General features: G+C 61.2%; 22 protein-coding genes. 9 read left to right on the top strand and 13 right to left on the bottom strand.

Annotated elements, in window-relative coordinates; all coding sequences use genetic code 11:
• Positions 1–102 precede the first annotated feature (102 nt).
• The gene (locus tag AC1DON_RS01820) at positions 103–630 is read left to right on the top strand and encodes a hypothetical protein (protein ID WP_476933019.1); all 528 of its coding nucleotides are present in this window, start codon (positions 103–105) and stop codon (positions 628–630) included.
• A gap of 123 nt (positions 631–753) precedes the next feature.
• Here the strand turns inward: AC1DON_RS01820 and AC1DON_RS01815 are convergent, their stop codons facing one another.
• The 5 genes from AC1DON_RS01815 to AC1DON_RS01795 form a co-directional block, all read right to left on the bottom strand.
• Complete coding sequence (locus AC1DON_RS01815) at positions 754–3,012, bottom strand: calcium-binding protein (RefSeq protein ID WP_476933018.1); 2,259 nt, start codon at positions 3,010–3,012, stop codon at positions 754–756.
• A 107-nt stretch (positions 3,013–3,119) separates the two neighbouring features.
• Positions 3,120–3,968, bottom strand: a complete 849-nt coding sequence (locus tag AC1DON_RS01810) for a MotE family protein (RefSeq protein WP_476933017.1) — start codon at positions 3,966–3,968, stop codon at positions 3,120–3,122.
• 168 nt (positions 3,969–4,136) lie between these two features.
• A complete protein-coding gene (locus AC1DON_RS01805) occupies positions 4,137–4,946 on the bottom strand; it encodes a DUF6468 domain-containing protein (RefSeq protein ID WP_476933016.1) in 810 nt (269 codons plus the stop codon).
• A gap of 21 nt (positions 4,947–4,967) precedes the next feature.
• A complete protein-coding gene (gene fliM / locus AC1DON_RS01800) occupies positions 4,968–6,005 on the bottom strand; it encodes a flagellar motor switch protein FliM (RefSeq protein ID WP_476933471.1) in 1,038 nt (345 codons plus the stop codon).
• A 148-nt stretch (positions 6,006–6,153) separates the two neighbouring features.
• Positions 6,154–6,813, bottom strand: a complete 660-nt coding sequence (locus AC1DON_RS01795; RefSeq protein ID WP_476933015.1) for a flagellar basal body-associated FliL family protein — start codon at positions 6,811–6,813, stop codon at positions 6,154–6,156.
• A gap of 297 nt (positions 6,814–7,110) precedes the next feature.
• On the opposite strand from AC1DON_RS01795, the gene flgF reads away from it, so the two are divergent.
• From flgF to flgH, 4 genes are read left to right on the top strand one after another with little or no spacing between them, the layout of a single operon-like run.
• Positions 7,111–7,857, top strand: coding sequence for a flagellar basal-body rod protein FlgF (gene flgF / locus AC1DON_RS01790; protein WP_476933014.1), 747 nt, complete (start codon positions 7,111–7,113; stop codon positions 7,855–7,857).
• 11 nt (positions 7,858–7,868) lie between these two features.
• Positions 7,869–8,660, top strand: coding sequence for a flagellar basal-body rod protein FlgG (flgG, locus tag AC1DON_RS01785; protein WP_476933013.1), 792 nt, complete (start codon positions 7,869–7,871; stop codon positions 8,658–8,660).
• 4 nt (positions 8,661–8,664) lie between these two features.
• Entirely contained in the window at positions 8,665–9,282 is a 618-nt protein-coding gene (locus AC1DON_RS01780) for a flagella basal body P-ring formation protein FlgA (RefSeq protein ID WP_476933012.1), read from the top strand.
• Positions 9,283–9,287: 5 nt separating this feature from the next.
• Positions 9,288–10,016 carry a flagellar basal body L-ring protein FlgH gene (gene flgH / locus AC1DON_RS01775; RefSeq protein ID WP_476933011.1) on the top strand — a complete coding sequence of 243 codons (729 nt, stop codon included), beginning with the start codon at positions 9,288–9,290 and terminating at the stop codon, positions 10,014–10,016.
• Positions 10,017–10,452: 436 nt separating this feature from the next.
• On the opposite strand, the gene AC1DON_RS01770 is transcribed toward flgH, so the two are convergent.
• From AC1DON_RS01770 to AC1DON_RS01760, 3 genes are all read right to left on the bottom strand, one after another.
• Positions 10,453–11,520 carry a quinone-dependent dihydroorotate dehydrogenase gene (locus tag AC1DON_RS01770; protein WP_476933010.1) on the bottom strand — a complete coding sequence of 356 codons (1,068 nt, stop codon included), beginning with the start codon at positions 11,518–11,520 and terminating at the stop codon, positions 10,453–10,455.
• 54 nt (positions 11,521–11,574) lie between these two features.
• Complete coding sequence (locus AC1DON_RS01765) at positions 11,575–12,066, bottom strand: SixA phosphatase family protein (RefSeq protein WP_476933009.1); 492 nt, start codon at positions 12,064–12,066, stop codon at positions 11,575–11,577.
• A gap of 122 nt (positions 12,067–12,188) precedes the next feature.
• Positions 12,189–12,938 (bottom strand): class I SAM-dependent methyltransferase, encoded by a 750-nt coding sequence (locus tag AC1DON_RS01760; RefSeq protein WP_476933008.1) that lies wholly within the window; start codon positions 12,936–12,938, stop codon positions 12,189–12,191.
• A 65-nt stretch (positions 12,939–13,003) separates the two neighbouring features.
• On the opposite strand from AC1DON_RS01760, the gene gloB reads away from it, so the two are divergent.
• Positions 13,004–13,780 carry a hydroxyacylglutathione hydrolase gene (gene gloB / locus AC1DON_RS01755; RefSeq protein WP_476933007.1) on the top strand — a complete coding sequence of 259 codons (777 nt, stop codon included), beginning with the start codon at positions 13,004–13,006 and terminating at the stop codon, positions 13,778–13,780.
• Positions 13,781–13,836: 56 nt separating this feature from the next.
• Here the strand turns inward: gloB and AC1DON_RS01750 are convergent, their stop codons facing one another.
• The 3 genes from AC1DON_RS01750 to AC1DON_RS01740 form a co-directional block, all read right to left on the bottom strand.
• Positions 13,837–14,634, bottom strand: coding sequence for a DUF4908 domain-containing protein (locus AC1DON_RS01750; protein WP_476933006.1), 798 nt, complete (start codon positions 14,632–14,634; stop codon positions 13,837–13,839).
• 295 nt (positions 14,635–14,929) lie between these two features.
• On the bottom strand, positions 14,930–15,652 hold the full coding sequence (gene phbB, locus AC1DON_RS01745; RefSeq protein ID WP_476933005.1) for an acetoacetyl-CoA reductase: 723 nt from the start codon (positions 15,650–15,652) through the stop codon (positions 14,930–14,932).
• A gap of 68 nt (positions 15,653–15,720) precedes the next feature.
• Complete coding sequence (locus AC1DON_RS01740) at positions 15,721–16,902, bottom strand: acetyl-CoA C-acetyltransferase (RefSeq protein WP_476933004.1); 1,182 nt, start codon at positions 16,900–16,902, stop codon at positions 15,721–15,723.
• A gap of 372 nt (positions 16,903–17,274) precedes the next feature.
• Here AC1DON_RS01740 and phaR point away from each other — a divergent pair, with 372 nt between their 5' ends.
• Both phaR and AC1DON_RS01730 read left to right on the top strand, forming a co-directional pair.
• Entirely contained in the window at positions 17,275–17,907 is a 633-nt protein-coding gene (gene phaR / locus AC1DON_RS01735; RefSeq protein WP_476933003.1) for a polyhydroxyalkanoate synthesis repressor PhaR, read from the top strand.
• A gap of 62 nt (positions 17,908–17,969) precedes the next feature.
• Positions 17,970–18,239, top strand: coding sequence for a hypothetical protein (locus AC1DON_RS01730; protein ID WP_476933002.1), 270 nt, complete (start codon positions 17,970–17,972; stop codon positions 18,237–18,239).
• A 300-nt stretch (positions 18,240–18,539) separates the two neighbouring features.
• On the opposite strand, the gene AC1DON_RS01725 is transcribed toward AC1DON_RS01730, so the two are convergent.
• Together AC1DON_RS01725 and AC1DON_RS01720 are read right to left on the bottom strand one after the other, a co-directional pair.
• A complete protein-coding gene (locus AC1DON_RS01725; protein WP_476933001.1) occupies positions 18,540–19,064 on the bottom strand; it encodes a hypothetical protein in 525 nt (174 codons plus the stop codon).
• Positions 19,065–19,113: 49 nt separating this feature from the next.
• Positions 19,114–19,848, bottom strand: a complete 735-nt coding sequence (locus AC1DON_RS01720; RefSeq protein WP_476933000.1) for a glycosyltransferase family 2 protein — start codon at positions 19,846–19,848, stop codon at positions 19,114–19,116.
• A 157-nt stretch (positions 19,849–20,005) separates the two neighbouring features.
• Between AC1DON_RS01720 and AC1DON_RS01715 the strand changes: the two genes are divergently transcribed.
• Positions 20,006–21,697: an ArnT family glycosyltransferase gene (locus AC1DON_RS01715; protein ID WP_476932999.1), complete on the top strand. Its 1,692-nt coding sequence runs from the start codon at positions 20,006–20,008 to the stop codon at positions 21,695–21,697.
• Positions 21,698–21,758 lie beyond the last annotated feature (61 nt).

Here is a 21,758-nt window from a genome sequence, read left to right as displayed (position 1 = left end):
AAACCGTATGTGACGGTTTCATCGATTGCTCACACGGCGCTCATGGCGCTCATTTGCCGCCGCGCTAGGGATAAGGCCTCATTCATGCTGGAGGCCATGACAATGGAAAATGTAAAAAACGGACGCGACCGCTGGAAAATCGCGGTCTGGGCAGCGGCAGCAGCACTGTGGCTGACGCCACTGATTGCCATGCAATTTACGAAGGAAGTCGTCTGGGACCTGTTCGACTTTATGCTGTTCGGCGTGATGCTGCTGACGGTCTGCGGCCTGCTGGAAGTCGCGACGCGGATGTCGCGCAACCTCTTCTACCGGCTGGGTTTCGGCCTGGCTCTGGCCGCGGGCTTCGTACTCGTCTGGATGAACCTGGCGGTGGGTATCATTGGATCCGAGGACAACCCCGCTAACATGATGTACGCCGGCGTGCTGGCGATCGGCGGCGCCGGTGCGCTCCTGGCGCGGTTGAGGCCAAACGGCATGGCCATCACCCTGGTCGTCATGGCGGTCGCGCAAGGCCTGGTTTCAGCAACCGCTGTCCTGTCCGGCTATTTCACCGTGCCATTGGATGCCTGTTTCATCGCCGTCTGGCTGCTGTCGGCCTGGCTGTTCCACACGGCCGCCCGCCAGGCTTAGAACTTGCGGCTTGAGCCGACCGGCTGGGACGACGATGCCCAGCCCGGCCGGCATAGGGCTGCCAATTGTTGACGCCGCAATCGCGTAACATCCGGCTCGAAGAGCCGGCAGGCCCGCCACCGACTATGTGAAGACCAGATCATCTTTCGTCACGACCGCGCCATTGCTGATGAGGGCCAGTTCAAAAGCCGCACCGGCGCCATCGCCGTCAGCGTCCCAGTAAAGGCGCTGTCCGGCGGCGTCCCAGACGAACTGCGCCGATGCGCCGACCGCCATGCTGCCTGCGATGAACTCCGCCGCCGTCAGGACATGCCCGGCGGCGAAGCCGTAATCTGCGCCAGTAAACAGCAGGCGGTCCGTGCCATGGACGAAATCGACGACGTGGTCGTGGCCATTGACCGCGACCGATGAGAAGACGAAGGCATCCGCACCCGCGCCGCCGCCCAGCACGTCCTGGCCGTGGCCACCTGTCAGCGTATCGTTACCATTGCCGCCGGACAGGCGGTCGTGGTCGTTGCCGCCCGACAGACTGTCATTGCTGTCCCAGCCATAGAGGCTGTCATTGCCAAGCCCGCCGGACAGGACATTGTTGCCGCTGTTGCCATTCAGGTTGTTATTCAGGCCATTGCCCGTGCCACTGAGGTCTGCTGTGCCCGTCAGGACCAGGGTTTCGACATTCGGCGTGAGGGCAAAATCAATCGAAGAGCGCACAGTGTCATTGCCTTCGTCCGGCACTTCGTAGACCCGGTCGCCGACATGATCGACGACATAGGTGTCGTCACCAGCCAAGCCGAACATCTGGTCGTTGTCGAGACCGCCGTCCAGCCAGTCATTGCCCTGCCCGCCAACCAGCGAGTCCCAGCGTTCTCCACCAAGAAGCGTATCGTTGCCCGTTCCGCCGTTCAGGGAATCGCCCCCGGCACCGCCTGACAGGAGATCGTCGCCGTCTTCACCGCGCAGCGTGTCGATATCCGCGCCGCCATAGAGCGAATCGTTGCCGTCATCACCGACCAGCAGGTCATTGAGCAGGCCGCCAAAGAGACTGTCCGCTCCGTCGCCGCCCCGAAGGATATCGTGGCCATTGGCGCCATCGACCGTATCGTCGCCGCCGAGGGCTTCGATCGAGTCGGCGCCCGGCGTGCCGGTCAGAAAGTCGGCGTCTTCGGTCGGGTCCGGTGCGAATATCCGCGCCTTGATCGAGGAATTGCTGCTGTCGCCCAGACTACCGCTGTAGTCAGTCCATTCGATGACGAATCCTCCGCCCTTGAGAGCGGTGACGGCCGGGGCGAACTGCCCGCCCCCGGCAGTTTGGTTGACCAGGAACTCCTCACCGACCGGGTTGCCGTCCACGTCGAACACCTTGGCAAGGATGGCGGATCCGTCGGTGTCACCGACCTGGCCGCTGGAATCCTCCCAGGTGACGACAAATCCGCCGTTTTCCAAGGCGGCGACGTCGGACAACGCCTGATATCCGGGAAAATCGGCGCTTACGAGGATCGGTACGCCGACCCTGGTCCCGTCCGCAGCGAACATTTCCGCTACGATGCCGGGGCCATAAACCCCGCCCGTCTCCACGCCCCAGTCCTGCCAGATCGCGACAAAGCCACCGCCGGCCAGCCCGGCAATGCTGGGCGTGGCTTGTGTTTCATATACCGAAGTGTTGAGCCGGAATTGATTGCCGGCCGGCGCGCCGGTTGCGGAAAATATCCGCGCCTGGATATCGCCGTACTCCTCTGCGGGACCGCTGTCGTCGCTCCACGTTATGACAAATCCACCGTCTTCAAGGGCAGTGACGTCCGGATTGATCTCAAAGGATGTGTTCCAGGTATTGACCTTGAACTCATCGCCGACCTTGACGCCGTCGGCCGAGAATATCTGCGCCTTGATGATCCAGTTGTATTCCTCGAACTGCGTCTCGCTCAGATCCTGCCAGGTGACGACGAAGCCGCCATTGGCCAATGCCGTGATACTTGGATCTGCCTGTGCTTCATAGGTTATGGAATTGACCAGAAACTCGCCCCCGACCTTGGCGCCGGATCGCGTAAATATCTGTGCCTTGACATCGAGGTCTTGTCCGTATGGGTCGAGGGCATCCTGCCAGCTGACAACGAAATTACCGTTGCTGAGAACGGTTACCCGCGGTTCGGTCTGACTGTTCTGCGTCCCGGTGTTGACAAGGAATTCACCGCCTGTCTTCGCGCCCGAAGCGTCGAAAATCTGCGCCCGGACGTTGGCATATGTGCCAGCCGGGGTGTCACTCCAGTCCACCCAGACCCCAATAAAGCCGCCGTTGTTCAGTGCTGTGACATCGCCGTAGCTCTGAAAGCCTTCGGTCTGCGTATTGACGAGAAACTCTTCACGCGCCGTAAACTGATATGCCATGGCGACCTCCGTGCCGGTTGAGATCCCCCCATAGACAATCAAGAGTCACATGGCCCTAAAAGGTCTACACGCTCAATTCACAAGTCCGGCAAGATAGAGGTTTTGCGTTACCCTTTTTTGACGGGTGTCGCAGCTGGCGGCGTAGCCTCTGCGCCCTTGGTGACGCCGCCGCTCGCGGTCGCCTTGTTCAGCTTCTCCTGGAGCGAGTCCGCCGCCTTCATGCGCTGCGACAGCTTTTCGGTCAAGTCGCGCGCGGCATCCGGCGACATGGCGCCGAGTATGGCTGCCAGCGACCGGTCCTTCATGCCGGCGGCGATCGGCAGGCGGACCGGATCACTCATGGCCGTCAGAACGGCGGCCGCGTCCTTAGGCTTCATCGACTCGTAAACCTTGACCATGCGAACCGTGTCTGCGCTCGACGTCTTGTTGGCCTGGTCGATCAGGCCCTGGATCTGGCCCTTGAGGTTTTGCAGCTGGGTAATACGGGCGTCGAGTTTGGCGTCGGCGGCGTCGATCAGTTGACCGCGCGAATTGATCTGCGCCTCGCGCTGGTCGAGTTCGGCGCGGCGCGTGCCGAGGCTTTGCAGAATGTTGAGTTCGTTCGGCGAAATGCCGGCCTGCGCCGCAAGGTCCTTGACGGACGTGGCGCAGATCGGTGCAGCGGGCGCAGCTACCGCCGCATCCTTGGCCTTGGTCCCGGCATCGGCGGCCTTCAGGACCGAGTCCATGGCGTAGCTTTCGGTCGGATCGTCGGCGTTTTCCGCTTCGCCCTTAGACTTGGCGGCTGGCGCAGCCTTGGGCTTCGCCTTTTCGGCGGGCGTCTTCTGCTCGGCCGCGAACGCTTCGGCGGCCTGGAACGCACTGGGCACCAGCTCCAGGCTGGTGATGGCCTTCATGGCCAGCACGCCGCCCACGGCGACGAAGACAATCGGGAGAATGCGAGGAAGGTTGGCCATACTCAACTCGGGTCCGGGCGTAAGAGGTGACGCGTGTCCCTTGTTTGCGGCTTTTTGCTAAATATCGCGTTAACAGAGATTAATGTCTGTTATCTAGTTTTTGTTTTGCAGCGATATCCAAGCCCAAAACCCCAAAAAACGCTTCTCGGCACTTTTTGGCATATCGCTTTAATTCTCTTCGCCGAACAGATCATCTTCAACCGACAAAACCCGCCGGGGCGGCAGGGTCAGGGTCCGGATCATTTCGTTCAGATTGGCGACGACCAGTTCGGACATCTGGACCTTGTCGAGCATCTCGGCTTCGTCCTCGTCGGGCAGGTCCGGAAGAAGGCTCTTGCGTTGTCCGCCCCTATCTGAGGAGGCCGATGCCGCCGGTGACCGGAAGCTGATGACATCGCGTTCGAACGGATCGCGTTTTTCCGGCGTTGCGGCACCGCGCGCCACGGTCGGCGTCTTGGGCGCGGCCGACCAGGCGGGATTATAGTCGGCGTCTTCTTCCAGTTTCGGCTGGCGACGGATGGGTTCACGCGCCGGATCTCTGGCAATGTCTCTGGCCGCTTCGACAGGCGGTGCCGGACGGGGCGGCACCACAGGTGTGGGCCTCGGTGCGCTTTCCAGCCGCTTGGCCGTCTGTTCGGCGCGGCCTTGCAGGGCCGACAGCGCGTCCATGCCGCTGTCGATCTCACGCGCGGCCCGTTCGGCGCGGCCGACCTGGGTTTCCAGTTTTTGCATGAGGTCGCGCGCCGCCACGATACGACCGTGCAGCAGTTCCTGGCTGTCGTCGGCCTCTGAGCGCAGTTCCTTCAACGACTGATAGGCGCGGATGGCGGCGCTATCGAGTTCAGCGACGGCGCGGGCGAACTCCTCCTGGCCGGCACGCAGGGTTTTCAGGCGCGTGTTCAGGCGCATGCCAAACGCCAGCGCTGCCAGCAGCAGCGCGACGAGGACACCGTCCATGATCAGGCCTGTGAAGTTCATCTTCCCCTTTGATTTCCGGCGCTACTTCTTGCGCATCTGGGCCAGACGGCGTTTGGTTGTTGACGCCAGAGGCTGTTCGACGCGCACGGCGATCGAATGGCCCTTACGTCCCATGCGGCCCGTTGTCAGCGGAATCGCGCCGCAGCGCAACTGCACGGGAGAATCAGCGTTTGCATTCAACAGGATCGTCTCTCCGACCTTGAAATTCAAGACCTGAGACAAAGGCATCTGCTGTTCGTCGAGAACGGCGCGGACTTCCATCTGCGTTGTCCACAGCTCGGTCGCAAGGTGGCTTTCCCAGATATTGTCGCGGCCGAACTTCTCACCCATGAACTGCTGCAGCAGCATCTTGCGGATCGGTTCCAGCGTCGCATAGGGCAGAAGCAGTTCGACGCGACCGCCGCGGTCTTCCATGTCGATGCGCAGCTTGACCAGGATCGCGGCGTTGGCGGGACGCGCGATGGCTGCAAAGCGCGGATTGGTTTCCAGGCGGTCGAGGTTGAAATTGACCGGGGTCAGCGGCTCGAACGCCGCCTTGGCGTCATTGAGCACGACCTCGACCATCCGTTGCACCAGCACGCGTTCGATCGTCGTGTAGGGGCGGCCTTCGATGCGCAGCGCCGCCGTGCCGCGACGGCCGCCCAGCAGCACGTCGACGATCGAATAGATCAGGTTGGAATCGACCGTCAGCAGGCCATAGTTATCCAGCTCTTCGGCACGGAACACGGCCAGGATGGCCGGCAGCGGGATCGAGTTCAGATAATCGCCGAAGCGGATCGACGAGATGTTGTCGAGCGAGACTTCGACGTTGTCGGACGTGAAGTTACGCAAACTGGTCGTCATCAGGCGCACAAGGCGGTCGAAGACGATTTCCAGCATCGGCAGGCGTTCATAGGACACCATGGCCGAGTTGATGATCGCCCGGATGCCCGAGCGCTCATTGTAGTCGTCTTCCGACAGGTCGAAGCCGAGCAGGCTGTCGATTTCATCCTGGTTGAGGATACGCTCCGCCCCGTGGGGCATGTTGAAGCGCTCGCCCATGGTCCCGCCGCCGACCATGGCTTCCCATTCGGCCGCCAGATCACCGCCGTCCTGTCCTCCCCCACCCGTCGCGGCCTCAGCTTCAGCGGCAAGTTCCGCTTCCCACTGAGCCATCATGGCTTCCTGATCGACTTCTCCGGTCATGACAAAACGCGTCCTGCAAACATTAAGTGATCAGCTTTTCTTCGATCAGGACCGCATTGATCTTGTGCGGGGCGAGGATCAGGTTGATGCGGCGCAGGATTTCCAGGCGCAGTTGATAGTCGCCGGCCGACGACGACAGGTCTTCGGGGCGCAGCTCACCCATGAAGCCCTGCAGGATGTCGTTGATGCGCGGCATGCTTTCCTTGAGCAGTTCGACGGTTTCCTCGTCGCCCACTTCGAAGGTCAGCTTCATCTTGAGATAGGAAGCGCGCCCATCCGGGCTTTCGATATTGGCGACGACGTCCGGCAGGGTGAAGTAGGTGACGCCCTCCGGACCTTCGGCGATGACCGGCTGGGTCTTTGGATCGACCTTTTCACCGCCGCCACCGTGACCGCCGCCTTCCTTCTTGTCCTTGCCATGCGCGTCTTTCTTGTCCTTGCCGTGGGCGTCCTTCTTGCCCGCCTCTGCGCCATGCGCGCCGGCTTCGGCGGCCGGCTTTGGCTTCAGGAACATGAAGTAGGCCGCGGCCCCACCACCGCCCAGCAACAGGACTGCGCCGCCGGCAATGGCGATGAGCATGATGGGCAGGCCTTTCTTCTTGGGCGCTTCACCTTCGCCCTCGCCGCCGCCATCCACCGGAGGCGCTTCGGCCTCCTTCTTCTTGTCCTTGGTCTTGGCCAAAACCTATCACCTGACGACTGCTGCGCAACCTGAGGCCATCGAGCCTAGGCGCAAATATTGAACAAATCTTAACGGGGGCATGGAGCGCCAGCCGCTTCAAGAGCCATATTCCGCAAACATGGTTAACGATTGCTTGTCAGGGCGGCATTTTTTGCCGCGTCGGGCGGTTTCAAGTTTGAGGCGATTTCCACTTTTACATCGATTATTCAATTAGATAAGAATTTCACGCCAACTGGCACGGCGATTGCACCGGTATGGTTAACGACCACCCATTCGCCCTTTCGTCAGGCCGCCCCTATGGACAATGCCAGCTACATCGCCTTGTCGCGCCAGATCACCCTTCGACGGGAGCTGGACGTGTCGGCCAACAACCTGGCCAATATGAACACGACCGGCTTCAAGTTCGAACAGTTGCTGATCACCAACGAATACGGTGAACCGGCCAAGAACGACCCGATCAAGACCCCGGCCAATTTTGCCTATGACAATGGCCTGGGCCGCGACTTCCGCCAGGGCACCCTGACACAGACTGGCGGCAGCTTCGACGTTGCCATCGCCGGCGATGGCGCCTTCTTCACTGTCCAGACGCCGCGCGGCACTGCCTATACCCGTGACGGCGCCTTCCTGCCGGGCCCCGATGGCACGCTGCAAACCCAGTCGGGCTATCAGGTTCAGGGCGACGGCGGCCCGATCACTATCGACCCCAAGAACGGCGAAGTCACCATCTCAGCCGACGGCATCCTGAGCCAGATGGTCCAGGGCCAGCCTTTGCGCGTTGGCAAGCTGCAGGTCGTCCGTCCGGACAGCCTGTCGAACATGAAAAAAGAGGGCGACGGCACCTATACGCTGCGCACCGGCGGTATGATTCCGGCGACCGACGCCCGCGTCCAGCAGGGCATGCTGGAATCGTCCAATGTCAATCCGATGATCGAAATCACCAAACTCGTCGAGATCAACCGCGCCTATTCGAGCGTCGCGTCGATCATTGAGAAGCAAAACGAACTGAACCGGACCGCCGTCGAGCGTCTGGGAAAAGTAGCTTGAGGAAGTAATCCATGAGAGCTCTACGCACCGCCACCACCGGCATGGCCGCCCAGCAGATGAACGTCGAGGTCATCTCGAACAACATCGCCAACATGAATACGATCGGCTTCAAGAAGCAGCGCGCCGAATTCCAGGACCTGCTATACGAAAACATCGAACGCATGGGCGCCCAGTCTTCGGATTCGGGCACGGTCGTGCCGACCGGCATCCAGATCGGCGCCGGCGTCAAGACCGGCAGCGTCTACCGTATCATGGGCCAGGGCACGCCGACCCTGACCAGCAACCCCTACGACCTCGCCGTCGAAGGCAAGGGCTACTTTCAAATCCTGATGCCGTCTGGCGAAACCGCCTATACCCGCGCCGGCAATTTCGCCCGCGACGACCAGGGCCGCCTGGTCACCGTCGATGGCTACGAGGTCCAACCATCGATCACCATCCCGGCTGATGCAACGGGCATCTCGATTTCCAAATCTGGCCAGGTCCAGGTCACGCAGGCCGGTACGGCCGCGCCCACCGTCGTCGGTCAGCTCCAGTTGGCGACCTTCATCAATGAAGCCGGCCTCGACGCCATCGGCGACAACTATTTCCTGGAAAGCGGCTCGTCAGGCCCGGCCAATATCGCCAACCCGGGGGAGACCGGCGTGGGCACCCTGCTGCAGAACTACATCGAAGCCTCGAACGTCGACGCCGTTTCGGAAATCACCGCCCTGATTGTCGCCCAGCGCGCCTACGAGATGAACTCGAAGGTCATCACCACGGCCGACACCATGCTGCAGACCACCAGCCAGCTTGCCCGGGGCTAAGTAGATGAAACTCGCCTCCGTCCTCGCCTCCCTGATGCTCTTCGCCCCGTCGATCGCGTGCGCAGGCACACTGGTCCTCAAGGCTTCCCCGACCGACAGCGACGGCCGCGTCACCCTCGGCGACGTCTTCGATAATGCCGGCGCCGGCGCGCGTGTAGTCGTCGGCTATCGCAACGCCGGCAATGCCGTGCTTGACGCCGCCACCGTGCAGATGCTGGCCAGCCGCAACGGCATGTACTGGGACAATCCGCGCGGCCAGCGCCGCATCATCGTCACCGAAGGCGCCGATGGCGGAGATCCGTTCGGCGACGCGGCGCCGGCGGCCGCTGTGTCACCTGTTGCCGCCGCGCCTGCGCCCTTGGCCGCAGCACCGGTCGCCCAGGTCCGCAAGGTCGCTGTCGTCAAGCGCTCGGAGCCGGTCAAGGTGACCTGGGCCGCCAAGGGCATGGCCCTGACCGTCACCGGCATCGCAACAAAGGACGCTGCCATTGGCGACGCGGTTCAACTGCAAAATCCGACTTCGAAGAAGATGATCGACGCCGTCATTACCGGCCCCGGCGAAGCGCTGGCCGGCCCGGCCGCCGATCAATTCCGCTCCCGTCAACTGCTCTCGCTCAGGTAATCGTCATGCGTATCAAAGCCTTCTCAGCCCTCATCCTCGCCGCCGCATCGCTGTCCGCCTGCGGTTCGATCAGCGAAACCGTCAACGGGCCGTCGCTGACGCCGATGGGCTATCCGGCTGCCATCGTGCCGCAACAGCAGATGGTCGCCGCAGCGCCCAACACCACACCCGCCTCGGCCAATTCGCTGTGGCGCGTCGGCGCCCGCACCTTCTTCAACGACCAGCGCGCCCGCGGCGTCGGCGATATCCTGACGATCAATGTCGAAATCGATGACAGCGCCCAGACCAGCAATGCAAGCAACGGTTCGCGCACCAATTCGTACCAGGCGGGCGTGCCGAACGTGTTCGGCTTTGAATCCTCACTCGGCAAGATTTTCCCGTCGCAATACGACCCGGCCAATGCCCTCAGCGCATCGGGTTCGTCGACCAATGCCGGTTCGGGTTCGGTCAAACGCGCCGAAAAGATCTTCGTGACCATCGCCGCCGTCGTCACGGGCGTGCTGCCGAACGGCAACCTGGTCGTCCAAGGCACACAGGAAGTCCGCACCAATCGCGAAGTCCGCGTGCTGACCGTTTCCGGTATTGCCCGTCCTGAAGACGTCAGTTCACAGAACACTCTGAAGCACACGCAACTGGCCGAAGCGCGCATCTCCTACGGCGGCCGCGGCGACCAGTCGAACATGGTCAAGGCGCCTGTCGCCCAGACTCTCATGGACCGTTACAGCCCCTTTTAACTTGCAGCTTTAAGCGGGATGAATCGCGACTCGCAAGATTCGCTGTTGTCTCAATATTTTACGGCGCGCCTCACCAGCAGGATGAGCGCGCCGTTTTGCTTTAAGCCAAACGTTTTCAGGATGATTTTGGCAAGATTCAGTTAACCATATAAATCTCTGATTTAATTTAAATATTGATAGAACGATTCATCGCGACGTTGAAGCGGTGGTAACCGGACACTCCATGCAAAAAGAGATTTAACTACGAACCACACGAACACGCCGCAGGCAGGCCTGCGACGTCACGAACACGAAAGAGCAAGCGAGGTGTGATTACACCGCATCGCGAAGAATGCCATGGAGTATTTTAATACCGCAGTCTCGCATTGTTCGTGAAAAAAGCGCCCCTTGAAAAAGGGCGCTTTTATTCGTGTCGTTCGTGGTAAAAACCTTTGGATCAGTCCGCGCCGACCGCCTCGGAAATCGACCGGAAACCGTCTGCACGCAGACGCGTCACCAGATCGCGCCGCACGGAATCGGCCAGGCCGGGGCCCTTGTAGACCATCGCCGAATAGAACTGGACCAGCGAAGCCCCGGCGCGGATCTTGGCATAGGCCTTGGCGCCTGAATCGATGCCTCCAGCCCCAATGAGGATCAGCTTGCCGCCGCTCGCCGCGCGCGCAAAACGCAGGGCCTGGGTCGACAGGTCGAACAGGGGCGCCCCGGACATGCCGCCGGCTTCCTCGCGGAAGGAAGACGTTAGTCCATCACGCGACAGCGTCGTATTCGAAACGATCAGCCCGTCCAGGCCGTGCTTCAGCGTCTCCTCGACCGTATCGGTGATCTCGGCCTCGGTCAGGTCCGGCGCGATCTTCAGGAAGATCGGCATATTGGTTTTGGTCGCCGCCTTCAGCGCCGCGCGCGTCGCCGCGATCTGACCCAGCAGATCGTCGAGGTACGACTTGCCCTGCAATGCCCGCAGGCCCGGCGTATTGGGCGAGGAGATATTGACGGTGAAATAGTCCCCCTGCCCCCATAGCTGCTTTAAGCCTGTAAGGTAGTCGGCCATGCGATCGGTGGCGTCCTTGTTGGCGCCGATATTCAGGCCTATGACGCCATTGCGGCGGCGCGGCAGGGCGTGCGACAGGTTGTCGGCAAAAACGTCCAGCCCCTTGTTGTTGAAGCCCATGCGGTTGATCACCGCCTGGTCTTCGCGCAAGCGGAACAGGCGTGGCTTGGGATTGCCGTCCTGCGGCAGAGGCGTGACCGTTCCGCACTCGGCAAAGCCAAAACCCGAGCGCAACATGGCCAGCGGCACTTCGGCATTCTTGTCGAAGCCGGCTGCCAGACCCACGCAATTGCGGAATTTCAGGACGCCACCGTCGAACGGCACGGACACAGCCAGTTCCTGCGTATCCAGGCTGGAAACAGGTCCGAGGCCCAGCTTCAACAGTTCAATCGTGACTGTGTGCGCATCTTCCGGGGACAGCACATGCAGCGCCCGTGTCGCCAAACCATAATACATAGTCTTCTACCTTCACTCGCCGTGCGCTCATTCTGCGCGCGACTCTCTACCAAATTATTTTCCCGGCTGGTGGATGCCGTCATAGACAGGCCGCCCGGCAACATCGACTTCGAAGATCACTGCCGTCGCCGTCGAGAAACCGTTCCTAACCTTGTCGATCGCACTCATCGATGCACCGCTGCCGATCATATAGTCGACGGACAGATACTGGATGCCGGGATTGTGGCCGATGACCAGCAGGCGTTCAGCCTCATCCTCATGCGCTTCGATAACGCGACGAATGACGCCGACCTCGGCGTTGTAAAGCTCGTCGAGAAACTGGACCTTTATGTCGCCCAGAATGCTTTCGACCTGACGGAAGGTCTGGGTGGTGCGTGCGGCCGACGATACCAGAGCCAGATCAGGTTTGAGGCCATCGTTCTGAAAGGCGCGGGCGACCGTCAGGGCCTCCTCGCGGCCGCGCGCTTCCAGCGAACGTTCGTAATCTTCCCCGGACGGAGCTTTGTTTTCCGCCTTGGCGTGGCGCATTAAAATGAGCTGTTTCATCATGCCGCCATATGGCTGAGAGTCTCGGCGAGGGTCAAAGAGAAAAGACTCTCTTTGTATCTGGTCGCATTTCCTAACGGCGAACCGCCAGAAACGTGCTTTGGCACTTTGCCGGGAAATGCTTATACTTCCTCTAGTTGCCGCCCGGCTGGCGCAGGGGCACCTGCTGGCGCCAGCACGTCACGCAGTTCCGGCAAGAGCGGCTTCGGTGCCTTGACCGTTGTCGCCACAAAGGGCCGCCTGCCCGCCTCCATCAGGATCAACCCGCCGGTCAGCGGCCATATGTGCGGCACGATCTTCTCAATGGTCTTGGCCCAGCGCAGCAGCGAGCGCACTGGTGGGACGTAAAGAGCATTGGCCCAGGCCATCGGCTCAAGTTCGGCCTGGCGCACAGCGTGCTCTAACTGGCCTCGACTATATGGCAAGCCATAGCCAAATGGAGTCTTTTCGACGTGCGCCCAAAGGCCGCCGCGCGCCGCCACGACCAGAATCAGCTTGCCGTTGGGCGACAAGAGCCGCGACGCCTCAAGCAGCAGGTTCTGCGGCGACTGCGATTCTTCGAGGGCATGGACCATCAGGATGCGGTCGAACAGGGCGCTGGGAAACGGCAGGGCTTCCTCGTCGACCAGGGCCGAGCGCACCTTTAGGCCCGATGGCCAGATTTCCGCGCCCTGCTGAGCCGGCATGGCCTGGATCACACGGCGTGCTTCATTGAAATGGTCGAGGTAGGGCGTGCCGTAGCCGATGCTGAGGACGTCGAGGCCGCGCACATCGCCCCACTGGTCGCGCAGGCGCAGTCCAACCAGTTCACGCACCATCTGCCCCTCGGGCGTGGCGTAGAAGCTGTTCAGGTCCTCGACAGTACGGCGCAACGGTTGTCCTTTTTGCCGACATTATCCGGAGACGATGCCGGACAGGTCGGGTAGGATATAGTCAGTTGTCGGCAGTTTATCAGGACGAATCGGAAATGGCGCTAAAAATTACGATCTTTCCGTGCCTGACCGACAATTACGGTTTTCTGATACAGGACGAAGCCTCCGGTCGCGTTGCCTGTATAGATACACCGGAGGCCGGCAAGATTATCGCACGCGCCGAAGCCATGGGCATCAACATAGATGTCATCCTCAACACCCACTGGCATCCGGATCACGGCGGCGGCAATGCCGAGGTTCAGGCACGCTTCGGTTGCCCTATTCATGGGGCGGAAGAGGTGCGCAAACGCTGGCCGCTCGACCACGTTTTGAAACCCGGCGACGTCTATCAACTGGGCGAGACGCGGCTCGACGTCATAGACCTGTCGGGTCATACCAACGGCATTATTGCCTATATCGATCACGCTGGCGGCAATGCCTTTATCAGCGATGCCCTGTTTCCGCTGGGCTGCGGCCGCATGTTCGAAGGCACGCCCCGGGATTACTGGGCCAGCCTTCTGCGGATATGTGAATTGCCGGACCACACGGTCCTGTGGAGTGCGCACGAATATACGCTGGTCAATCTGAAGTTCGCCGAAAGCCTGGGGAACGATCCGGTTCTTGCCGCACGCGCCGAGAAGGTCCGGGGGCAAAGAGAACGCGGGGAATATACCGTGCCTACGACGCTGGCCGAAGAAAAGGCGACCAACCCTTTCCTGCGCTATCCGTTACGGGAAAAGGGGTTTGAGGCCCAGGCGGCGAAGTTCGGAGAGCTACGGCGTCTCAAAGACGAATTCCGTTAGTTTGCTTTGTCGCGATGCTTAGCCAAAAACCGCCACACACTTTTTGGGCATCGCGACTAGCGCCTATCGTCGGCGATCGAATAGGACGCCGTCAGCACATTGGCGACGCGCTTGGACGACACCCGTCCGCCCCAGACGCCACGGCTGGGATCCAGCTTCATAACCAGTATGCCCTTTTCGACGCGAACGCTCGGCGGGCGGCCCTCAACAAAGTGAACCTCGCGGATATTGGCCAGCTTGCGGCCACTGCGGCTGGTCTGTGCGACGCGGACGATGGCGCTTGAGGTCACATCAAAGGCTTCAGCATAAAGCGCGGCCGATTCCGGCGTAGCGCCCTGGGCGTCGAAGGGGATCAGGCGCTCCACGGCCTGCGAGGCGCGGCGGCTGGCCTTGGCCAGGCTTTGCCAAAGCAGGACCGGCGTCATCATGGCCGGCCGGAAGGCTTCGGCCTTGCCCGAGGCGGCGGCGGGGTCGCCCATCGGCCGGTCGTCGGAATAGAGCACCATGCCGCCCCAGCGCGTCGCCTTCAGCATCGGCTCGCCGAGATCGTTCTTGTAGATGATCTCGCCCTTGGTACCGGGCGTTGGCGTCAGCGCCCAGATTTCAGCATCGCCGTCGAAACGCAGCAGCGGCGTCGGGCGGGTGCCGTCGAGGACAAAGCTCTCGCCTTCTTCGGAAATGTAATGGGTAACTTTCGACGCACTACCTGCCCTGCCGTCGGACGACGGGTTGCCGAACATCTTGTCGCGGAGCGATTTCATGCCCTGCGCCTCGGCCACGCCGGCGCCAAGGGACAGGACGATGAGAACGGCGCCGACAACACGCGTCAGGGAATGTGCAATTCTGCTTTTCATTAAGGCCGATAGTTATGGGCCGACTTGGGCAGATTTAAGACAGCAATCTGCGCATGCCTGCAACAATTAGGGCGATTCCGCGGTAATAAAAAGGGCGTGGCGAAATCGCCACACCCCTTGTACTCAATAGTGATTTTCCACTTACTACGGCCCGGACTTTAAGCGCGACCAGACCGGCATGGCGTGGCGAAAATGATTGGCGTCTGAGCACCCGCAGCGACGTGTACTTAAGTACACGAGCAAGGACGCGGAAGGCGACAGCCATTTGCAGCTCGCCAGGGCGAGGCTGGACGCCTTAAAGCATGTGTTGACCGCCATTCACGGCTATGGTTGCGCCCGTGATAAACGACGCCATGTCCGAGGCCAGGAAGGCGCAGATTTCGGCGACTTCTTCCGGCGTGCCCAGACGGCCGACGGGGATGCCGGCGACGATCTTTTCCAGCACGGCCGGGTTAATGGCCGACACCATCTCGGTCGAGGTATAGCCCGGGGCGACGCAGTTGACGGTGATGCCCTTGGCGGCCGATTCCATGGCCAGCGCCTTGGTGAAGCCGATCATACCGGCCTTGGCGGCCGAGTAGTTGGTCTGGCCGGCCTGGCCCTTCTGACCATTGATCGACGAGATGTTGATGATGCGGCCGTAGTTACGCTCACGCATGCCTTCGATCACCTGGCGCGTCATGTTGAAGACGCTGTCCATGTTGGTGTGGATGACTTCCTGCCACTGGTCCTTCGACATCTTGTGGAAGAAACCGTCGCGGGTGATGCCGGCATTGTTGACCAGGACTTCGATCGGGCCAAGCTTGGCTTCGACTTCCTGCACGGCACGGGCGCAGTCTTCGAACTTGTCGACGCTGCCCTTGACGATGGTGACGCCCAGTTCGTCAGCGACCTTGCGAGCGTTTTCTTCATTGCCGGCATAACCGGCGGCAACCGTCAGACCTGCATCGCGCAAACGCTTGACGATGGCCTTGCCGATACCGCGCGTTCCGCCGGTGACCAGTGCTACTCGACCCATATTATCTTCCCTCTTCTTAGCCTCTCCGACCTCGCGTCGGCTTGATGAGGCGAAATCATTAGATCTGATTAGACTGCTTCAACCGCGAGGGCGACACCCATCCCGCCGCCAATGCAGAGCGTTGCGAGACCCTTTTTCGCGCCCGACCGCTGCATTTCGTGCAGCAGCGTCGTCAGGACGCGCGCGCCCGAAGCGCCGATGGGGTGGCCGATGGCGATAGCGCCGCCATTGACATTGACCTTGGCCAAGTCCCAGCCCAGTTCGCGATTGACGCTGATCGCCTGGGCGGCAAAAGCTTCGTTGGCCTCGATCAGGTCGAGATCGCCGATGCTCCAGCCGGCCTTCGTCAGGGCGTTCTGCGTTGCGCGGATCGGGCCGGTGCCCATGATGGCTGGATCGACGCCGGAAATGCCCGAGGCAACGATGCGTGCCAATGGCTTCAGGCCACGACGGTCGGCTTCGGCGCGCGACATCAGCACAACCGCAGCTGCGCCGTCATTGAGGCCCGAGGCATTACCAGCCGTGACTGTGCCTTCCTTGATAAAGGCGGGCTTGAGGCCGGCCAGTGCTTCATAGGTTGCGCCGTGGCGGATATATTCGTCCTTGTCGACGATGGTGTCGCCCTTGCGGCCCTTGATGGTCACGGCAGCGATTTCACCGTCGAACTTACCGGCCTTCTGGGCGGCTTCGGCCTTGTTCTGCGAAGCAACGGCGAACTCGTCCTGCTCCTGGCGGCTGATGCTCCACTTGGCGGCGATGTTCTCGGCCGTCTGGCCCATGTGATAGTTGTTGAAGGCGTCCCACAGGCCATCGCGGATCATGGTGTCGACCAGGCTGAGGTCGCCCATCTTCTGGCCGGTGCGGATATAGGCCGCGTGCATGGCCATCGACATGCTCTCCTGTCCACCGGCGACGACGATCGCCGATTCGCCAAGCGCGACCGATTGCGCACCCAGCGCAACCGCGCGCAGGCCAGAGCCACAGATCTGGTTGATTGACCAGGCCGGGCTGTCGACCGGGATGCCGGCCTTGACAGAGGCCTGGCGCGCCGGCCCCTGGCCTTGGCCCGCCTGGAGGACCTGTCCCAGAATCACTTCGTTGACGTCGGCAGGTTGCAGGCCGGCCCGTTCGACCGCCGCCTTGATGGCGATGGCGCCCAACTCGTGGCCCGGGAGGGTGCCAAGGGCACCGAGAAAAGACCCCACGGGTGTGCGGGCGGCGGAAACGATAACGACTTCATTGAGGGACATGAGATCTCCTTGGAGGTGCGCTTGTGGGGAGAATTAACGCTGATTTCACAGGCAGTTACTGCAACTGACGGGTGAAATCAAGGCTGAGCGGCGCCCCCTTCCTGAACACTGATTACACATTGTGTGCACTTGCGTGATAACGCGATTATCAAAAGGGAAAGGCAAGGCGAAGGCCCAACCGGAAATGCTGCGCAAAAAGCTGTGCAGCATCCCTTACGAGCCAAGGGTTTAGCGGTCAACTCACAAACCTTTGAATTCCAAAAGGTATTTTGCACCGCAACTAACCTCTTTACGCACGAGCAAAAAAGGGTTTAACCTCCGGCAACATAAGGCCTGACAACGATTTGCGGCCATAGAACAAGGAGTGTGACAGTGAGCGAAACGAAAACGCGCAGCAAACGCAATGAAGGTGACCGCGTCATCATCAAGAAGTACGCGAACCGGCGTCTGTACAACACCGCCACCAGTTCGTACGTCACGCTCGACAACCTGTCTGACATGGTCCGCCAGAACGTCGATTTCGTTGTCTTCGACGCCAAGACCGGCGACGACATCACCCGCTCCGTTCTGGCCCAGATCATCTTCGAAGAAGAAAGCCGCGGCCAGAACCTGCTGCCGATCCAGTTCCTGCGCCAGCTGATCAGCTTCTACGGCGACTCGATGCAGAACCTGCTGCCGACCTATCTCGAAATGTCGCTCGACGGCTTTGCCAAGCAGCAGGAGCGTTTCCGCTCGCAGTTCCAGCAGGCCTTCGGCGGCGCACCAGGCATCGGCTATTTCGATGAGCAGGTGTCACAGAACCTGGCCATGTTCGACCGCGCCATGCGCATGTTCTCGCCCTTCTCCTTCGCCAATACGGGTGGCGTGGGTGGCGCGCCCGAAAGCGAGGCTGTCGCCCCTCAGGCCGCGCCGGCCGCGCCGCGCGAAACGGACACGGTGCGCGAACTGCGCGAACAGATGGAAGCCATGAAGGCGCAGATCGACGCGCTGGCGAAAAAGAACTGAGCGCGACAAATATGAGCTAAAACAAACCGATCTTTTAGCTTTACGAGTGTATCCTTAAAGGCATGAGCAATTCCGACTCTTCCCTTCCCGTTCCTGCCGGTCCGGTCGTCGACCAGACCGGCGATCGGGTGCGTGTGCGTAAAACACGTCCTGCGGCGACGTCATCCGATCCCACTTTCGAAGCCCAGATGCTGGGCGGCGGGGAAAAGCGTGGCCTGCGCGGCGGGCCTGAGACTCTTGAGCGGGCAAAATCGACCTATCTGAAGTCTGAATATTCCGGCCCCAATGACCGCCGCCCGCGCCCCGGCCGGGTGACCAAGACGGAAATCTAAGCCGCACATTAACCGTACGGGCGCCTTTTCCGCAAATATATCCAAGGCTTATAATTTAGTCGCCGGACACTCTTAACCACGGCACGGCTCTTGCACCTCTTCGGACACCTGTTGCCCGGAGTTCATCGTGTCGAAAGCCCCCCGCCCCCGTTTCACCGCATCGCGTCTGGCCATGCGCGCCTTCGACACTCTGGTCGTCACCCTGATCTTTGCCGTCTTCGGCTAGCTCTCCTCCTCTATCGCAAAGAAAAAAGCCCGGCGCACAGGATGCACCGGGCTTTTTCTTGTGTTGCCGCAAACTCAGGCGCCGAAGTCGATATCCTTGCGCGCCGAGATGGCGGTGACGATGAAGCCGGCCAGCACATCCATCAGGATCATGGCGGTCAGCAGGAAAAAGGTCGAGGTCGAGAACGGCCGCAACAGCAGGAACTCCACCAGGGCCACAATGAACAGCATCATCGACAGCGAGTGATTGATGATGGCGACCTTGTCCGACTTCGTCGACTTCAGGAGTTCGAAGAACAGACAGATCAGCGCGCCCAGGAGGATGATGTCGCCAACCTGGATCACCCAGTGCGTACCGGGTGAGGGCATGGGCAGGGTGACCAGGACCTGGGTCATGGCGTTATAGGCCGCGTTGGGGTCGGTCCCGCCAATCCACGAAATCATGGCGAGGATGTTATAAACGAACCACGGCAGGGCTAAGAGCGGAAAGGCAGTAACCAAGCTGGCATTCCTTTGTACGGGCTTGCGGGGCTGGTCGTCCAGAACGCCAATGGCGGTTTCCACGCCGATGGAGGTCTTGGGGTCGTGAAATACTGGCAACGAAGTCCTCCCCATCTTGTCCGACCGCCCCCGATTGGGCCGGAAAAAATCACTCCGCTTCGCTAACCTTGCCGGGTTTGCGTAAACGGCGGTTTAACCACATTACACCCGGAAGGTCGGTTAGCGCTACGGCCAATCGTCCGATGTTGGTATATTTCGATTGACCTGTTGTACGGGCGCGATCATCGACCGGCTCAAGCAGGGTGGTGAAGCCTTCACGATTGACCATGGCCGGCAGGTAGCGGTGCAGTTGGTCGAAGAACGGCAGGCGCAGGAAGACGTCCCGCCGGATAGCCTTGAGACCGCACGCCGTATCGTCGCAATTGTCGTTGAGCAGGCTCTTGCGGATGCCGTTGGCCCAGCGCGACGCCCATTTTTTCGAGGCCGTGTCCTGGCGCGCGCGGCGCTGGCCGGCGACCAGGCCAACCTGTGCGGGGGCGTCGCGCAGGATCATCGCCAGGCGCGCGGCATCGGCCGGCGGGTTCTGCCCATCACCATCGACCGTGACGATGATGCCTGACCGCGCCGCCAGTACGCCGCTGCGGATGGCGGCGCTCTTGCCGGAATTGTGCTCGTGGCGCAGCACGCGCAAAGACGGGATGTGCTGTTTGGCCTCGCTCAGGCGCGAATATGAAGCGTCCGACGAGCGGTCATCGACCATGATGATTTCAAAGCCATCCGCGCCGTAAGTCTTTGAAAAAACCGATTCAATCTCGCTCGCGACTTGTACGGCGGCCCCTTCTTCGTTATAGACGGGCACGACGACGGAGACGGTGGGGGACATGGTTCGGGTCTCGGATGAGGAAGGCAAGCCCGACCTCATAGCCGTTTCGGCCGCGCCCGTAAACAGTCGGCGGTCCATCTGAGGTGCGGATAAGTGCCCGGGTCCGTTGACCTTTTGCGGCAACGCGCGGCTTTACCCTTGGTTCCAGGTTGATGGCATGACACGGCTCCTTCCGCCCCAGATCGTGAATCTCGTCTCGGGCGGCATGCGCGGCCCGCTGCTGGCCGCCCTGTTGACCCTGGTGGCCGCCATGCCGCTGGTCTTCCTGATGCCGCCGATCGATCGCGACGAGTCGCGTTTCGCCCAGGCGACGTCGCAGATGCTGGAGACCGGCGACTACATCAATATCAATTACCAGGACACGCCGCGGCACAAAAAGCCTGTCGGCATCCACTGGCTGCAGGCCATGAGTGTCAAATTGACCTCATCGGTGGGCGCTCGCGATATCGCACCCTATCGGTTCCCTTCCCTGTTTGGGGCGGCGCTGGCGGCCTTCGCCTGCGCCTGGGGGGCCTCGCGGGCCTTCGGCACCCGCATCGGCACCAAGGCCGGCCTTCTGTTCGGCGTGACATTCATGCTGGCGACCGAGGCCTTCTTCGCCAAGACCGACGCCATGATGTGCGGGCTGATCGTGCTGATGATGGCGGCGCTCGGCCAGATCTATCTCAGGGTCCGCGACCTGCCGGCGGACGCGCCCAAGCCTAAGATCCTCAAGCTGAAGTTCGTCATGTGGCTGTCCCTGGCCGCCGCCATCCTGATCAAGGGACCCGTGCCCGCCATGGTGTTCGGCAGCGCCATCCTGGCCCTGTGGGCCATGGACCGCCGTATCGGCTGGGCGAAACATCTCGGCTGGCTGTCGGGTCTGATCATGGTCGCGCTAATCTGCGGCCCCTGGGCTATCGCCATCACTGTTACCACTGACGGCAAGTTCTGGGCCTCATCGATCGGCGGCGACCTCAAGGACAAGCTCGATAGTGGTTCCGAAGGCCATTTCGGCATCCCCGGCTACCATCTCCTCCTGCTGAGCGCGACCATGTTCCCGGCCAGTTGGCTGTTCGGCGGCGCCATCCAGACGGCAATCCAGCGCTGGAAGGAGCCGGCCGTACGCTTCGCCATCGCCTGGTTCGTGCCCAGTTTCCTGATCTTCGAGCTGATGCCGACCAAGCTGCCGCACTATACCCTGCCCGTCTTCGCGGCCCTGGCCTGGTTGTGCGCGGTCTCGCTCGACGTGCCGCTGAAGCGCTGGGCACAGATCGTCAACTGGACCTGCGGCCTGTTCGGCGGCGTAATCTTTGCCGCCATCGTTTTCTATGCCCATAAGGAATGGGGCAGCGGCCCGACCTTCCTTCTGGCCCTGCTGACCGCCATCGGCGCCCTGGTCCTGGGGCCCTTTGCCGGCTGGCTGCTGTGGCGGAAACATCAGCGCTACGGCTTCGGCTTCCTGCTGGCGGCCGGCGTCATCACGCACCTCGGCCTGTTCACACTGGCCTCAGCCCTGACACCGCTATGGATGTCCCGCCAGTTGGAAAACGCCCTGAGCGTCGCCCAGCTCGATCCACGCCAAGGCAAGGCGCCTGGCCCTGTGGCCACGCTCGGTTTCGCCGAACCCAGCTTCGTCTTCGCCATGGGCACCCGGACCAAGCTGTGCAATGAGGATGCGCCCTGCGCCGTCCAGGCCCTGATCGACGGCCGACCGGTCTTTGTGGAATCACGGCAGGAACAGGCCTTCCAGGACGCCGCCAGGGCCGCCGAAATCATCCCGAACAAGGTGAGCCAGGTCAGCGGCCATAACTATAATGGCCACGACGAAGTCCTGACGCTTTATAGAAACGCTCCCGAGCCGCATTGAGCGATATCGCGTAAAGCAGAAACTCAGATCGGAATAATGCTTTTGCTTAAAATCATTCCGA

Source organism: Asticcacaulis sp. P4_H10 (assembly GCF_056400965.1).
Note: the sequence above shows the minus strand (reverse complement) of the source record. Positions and strands in the feature narration are given on the sequence as shown.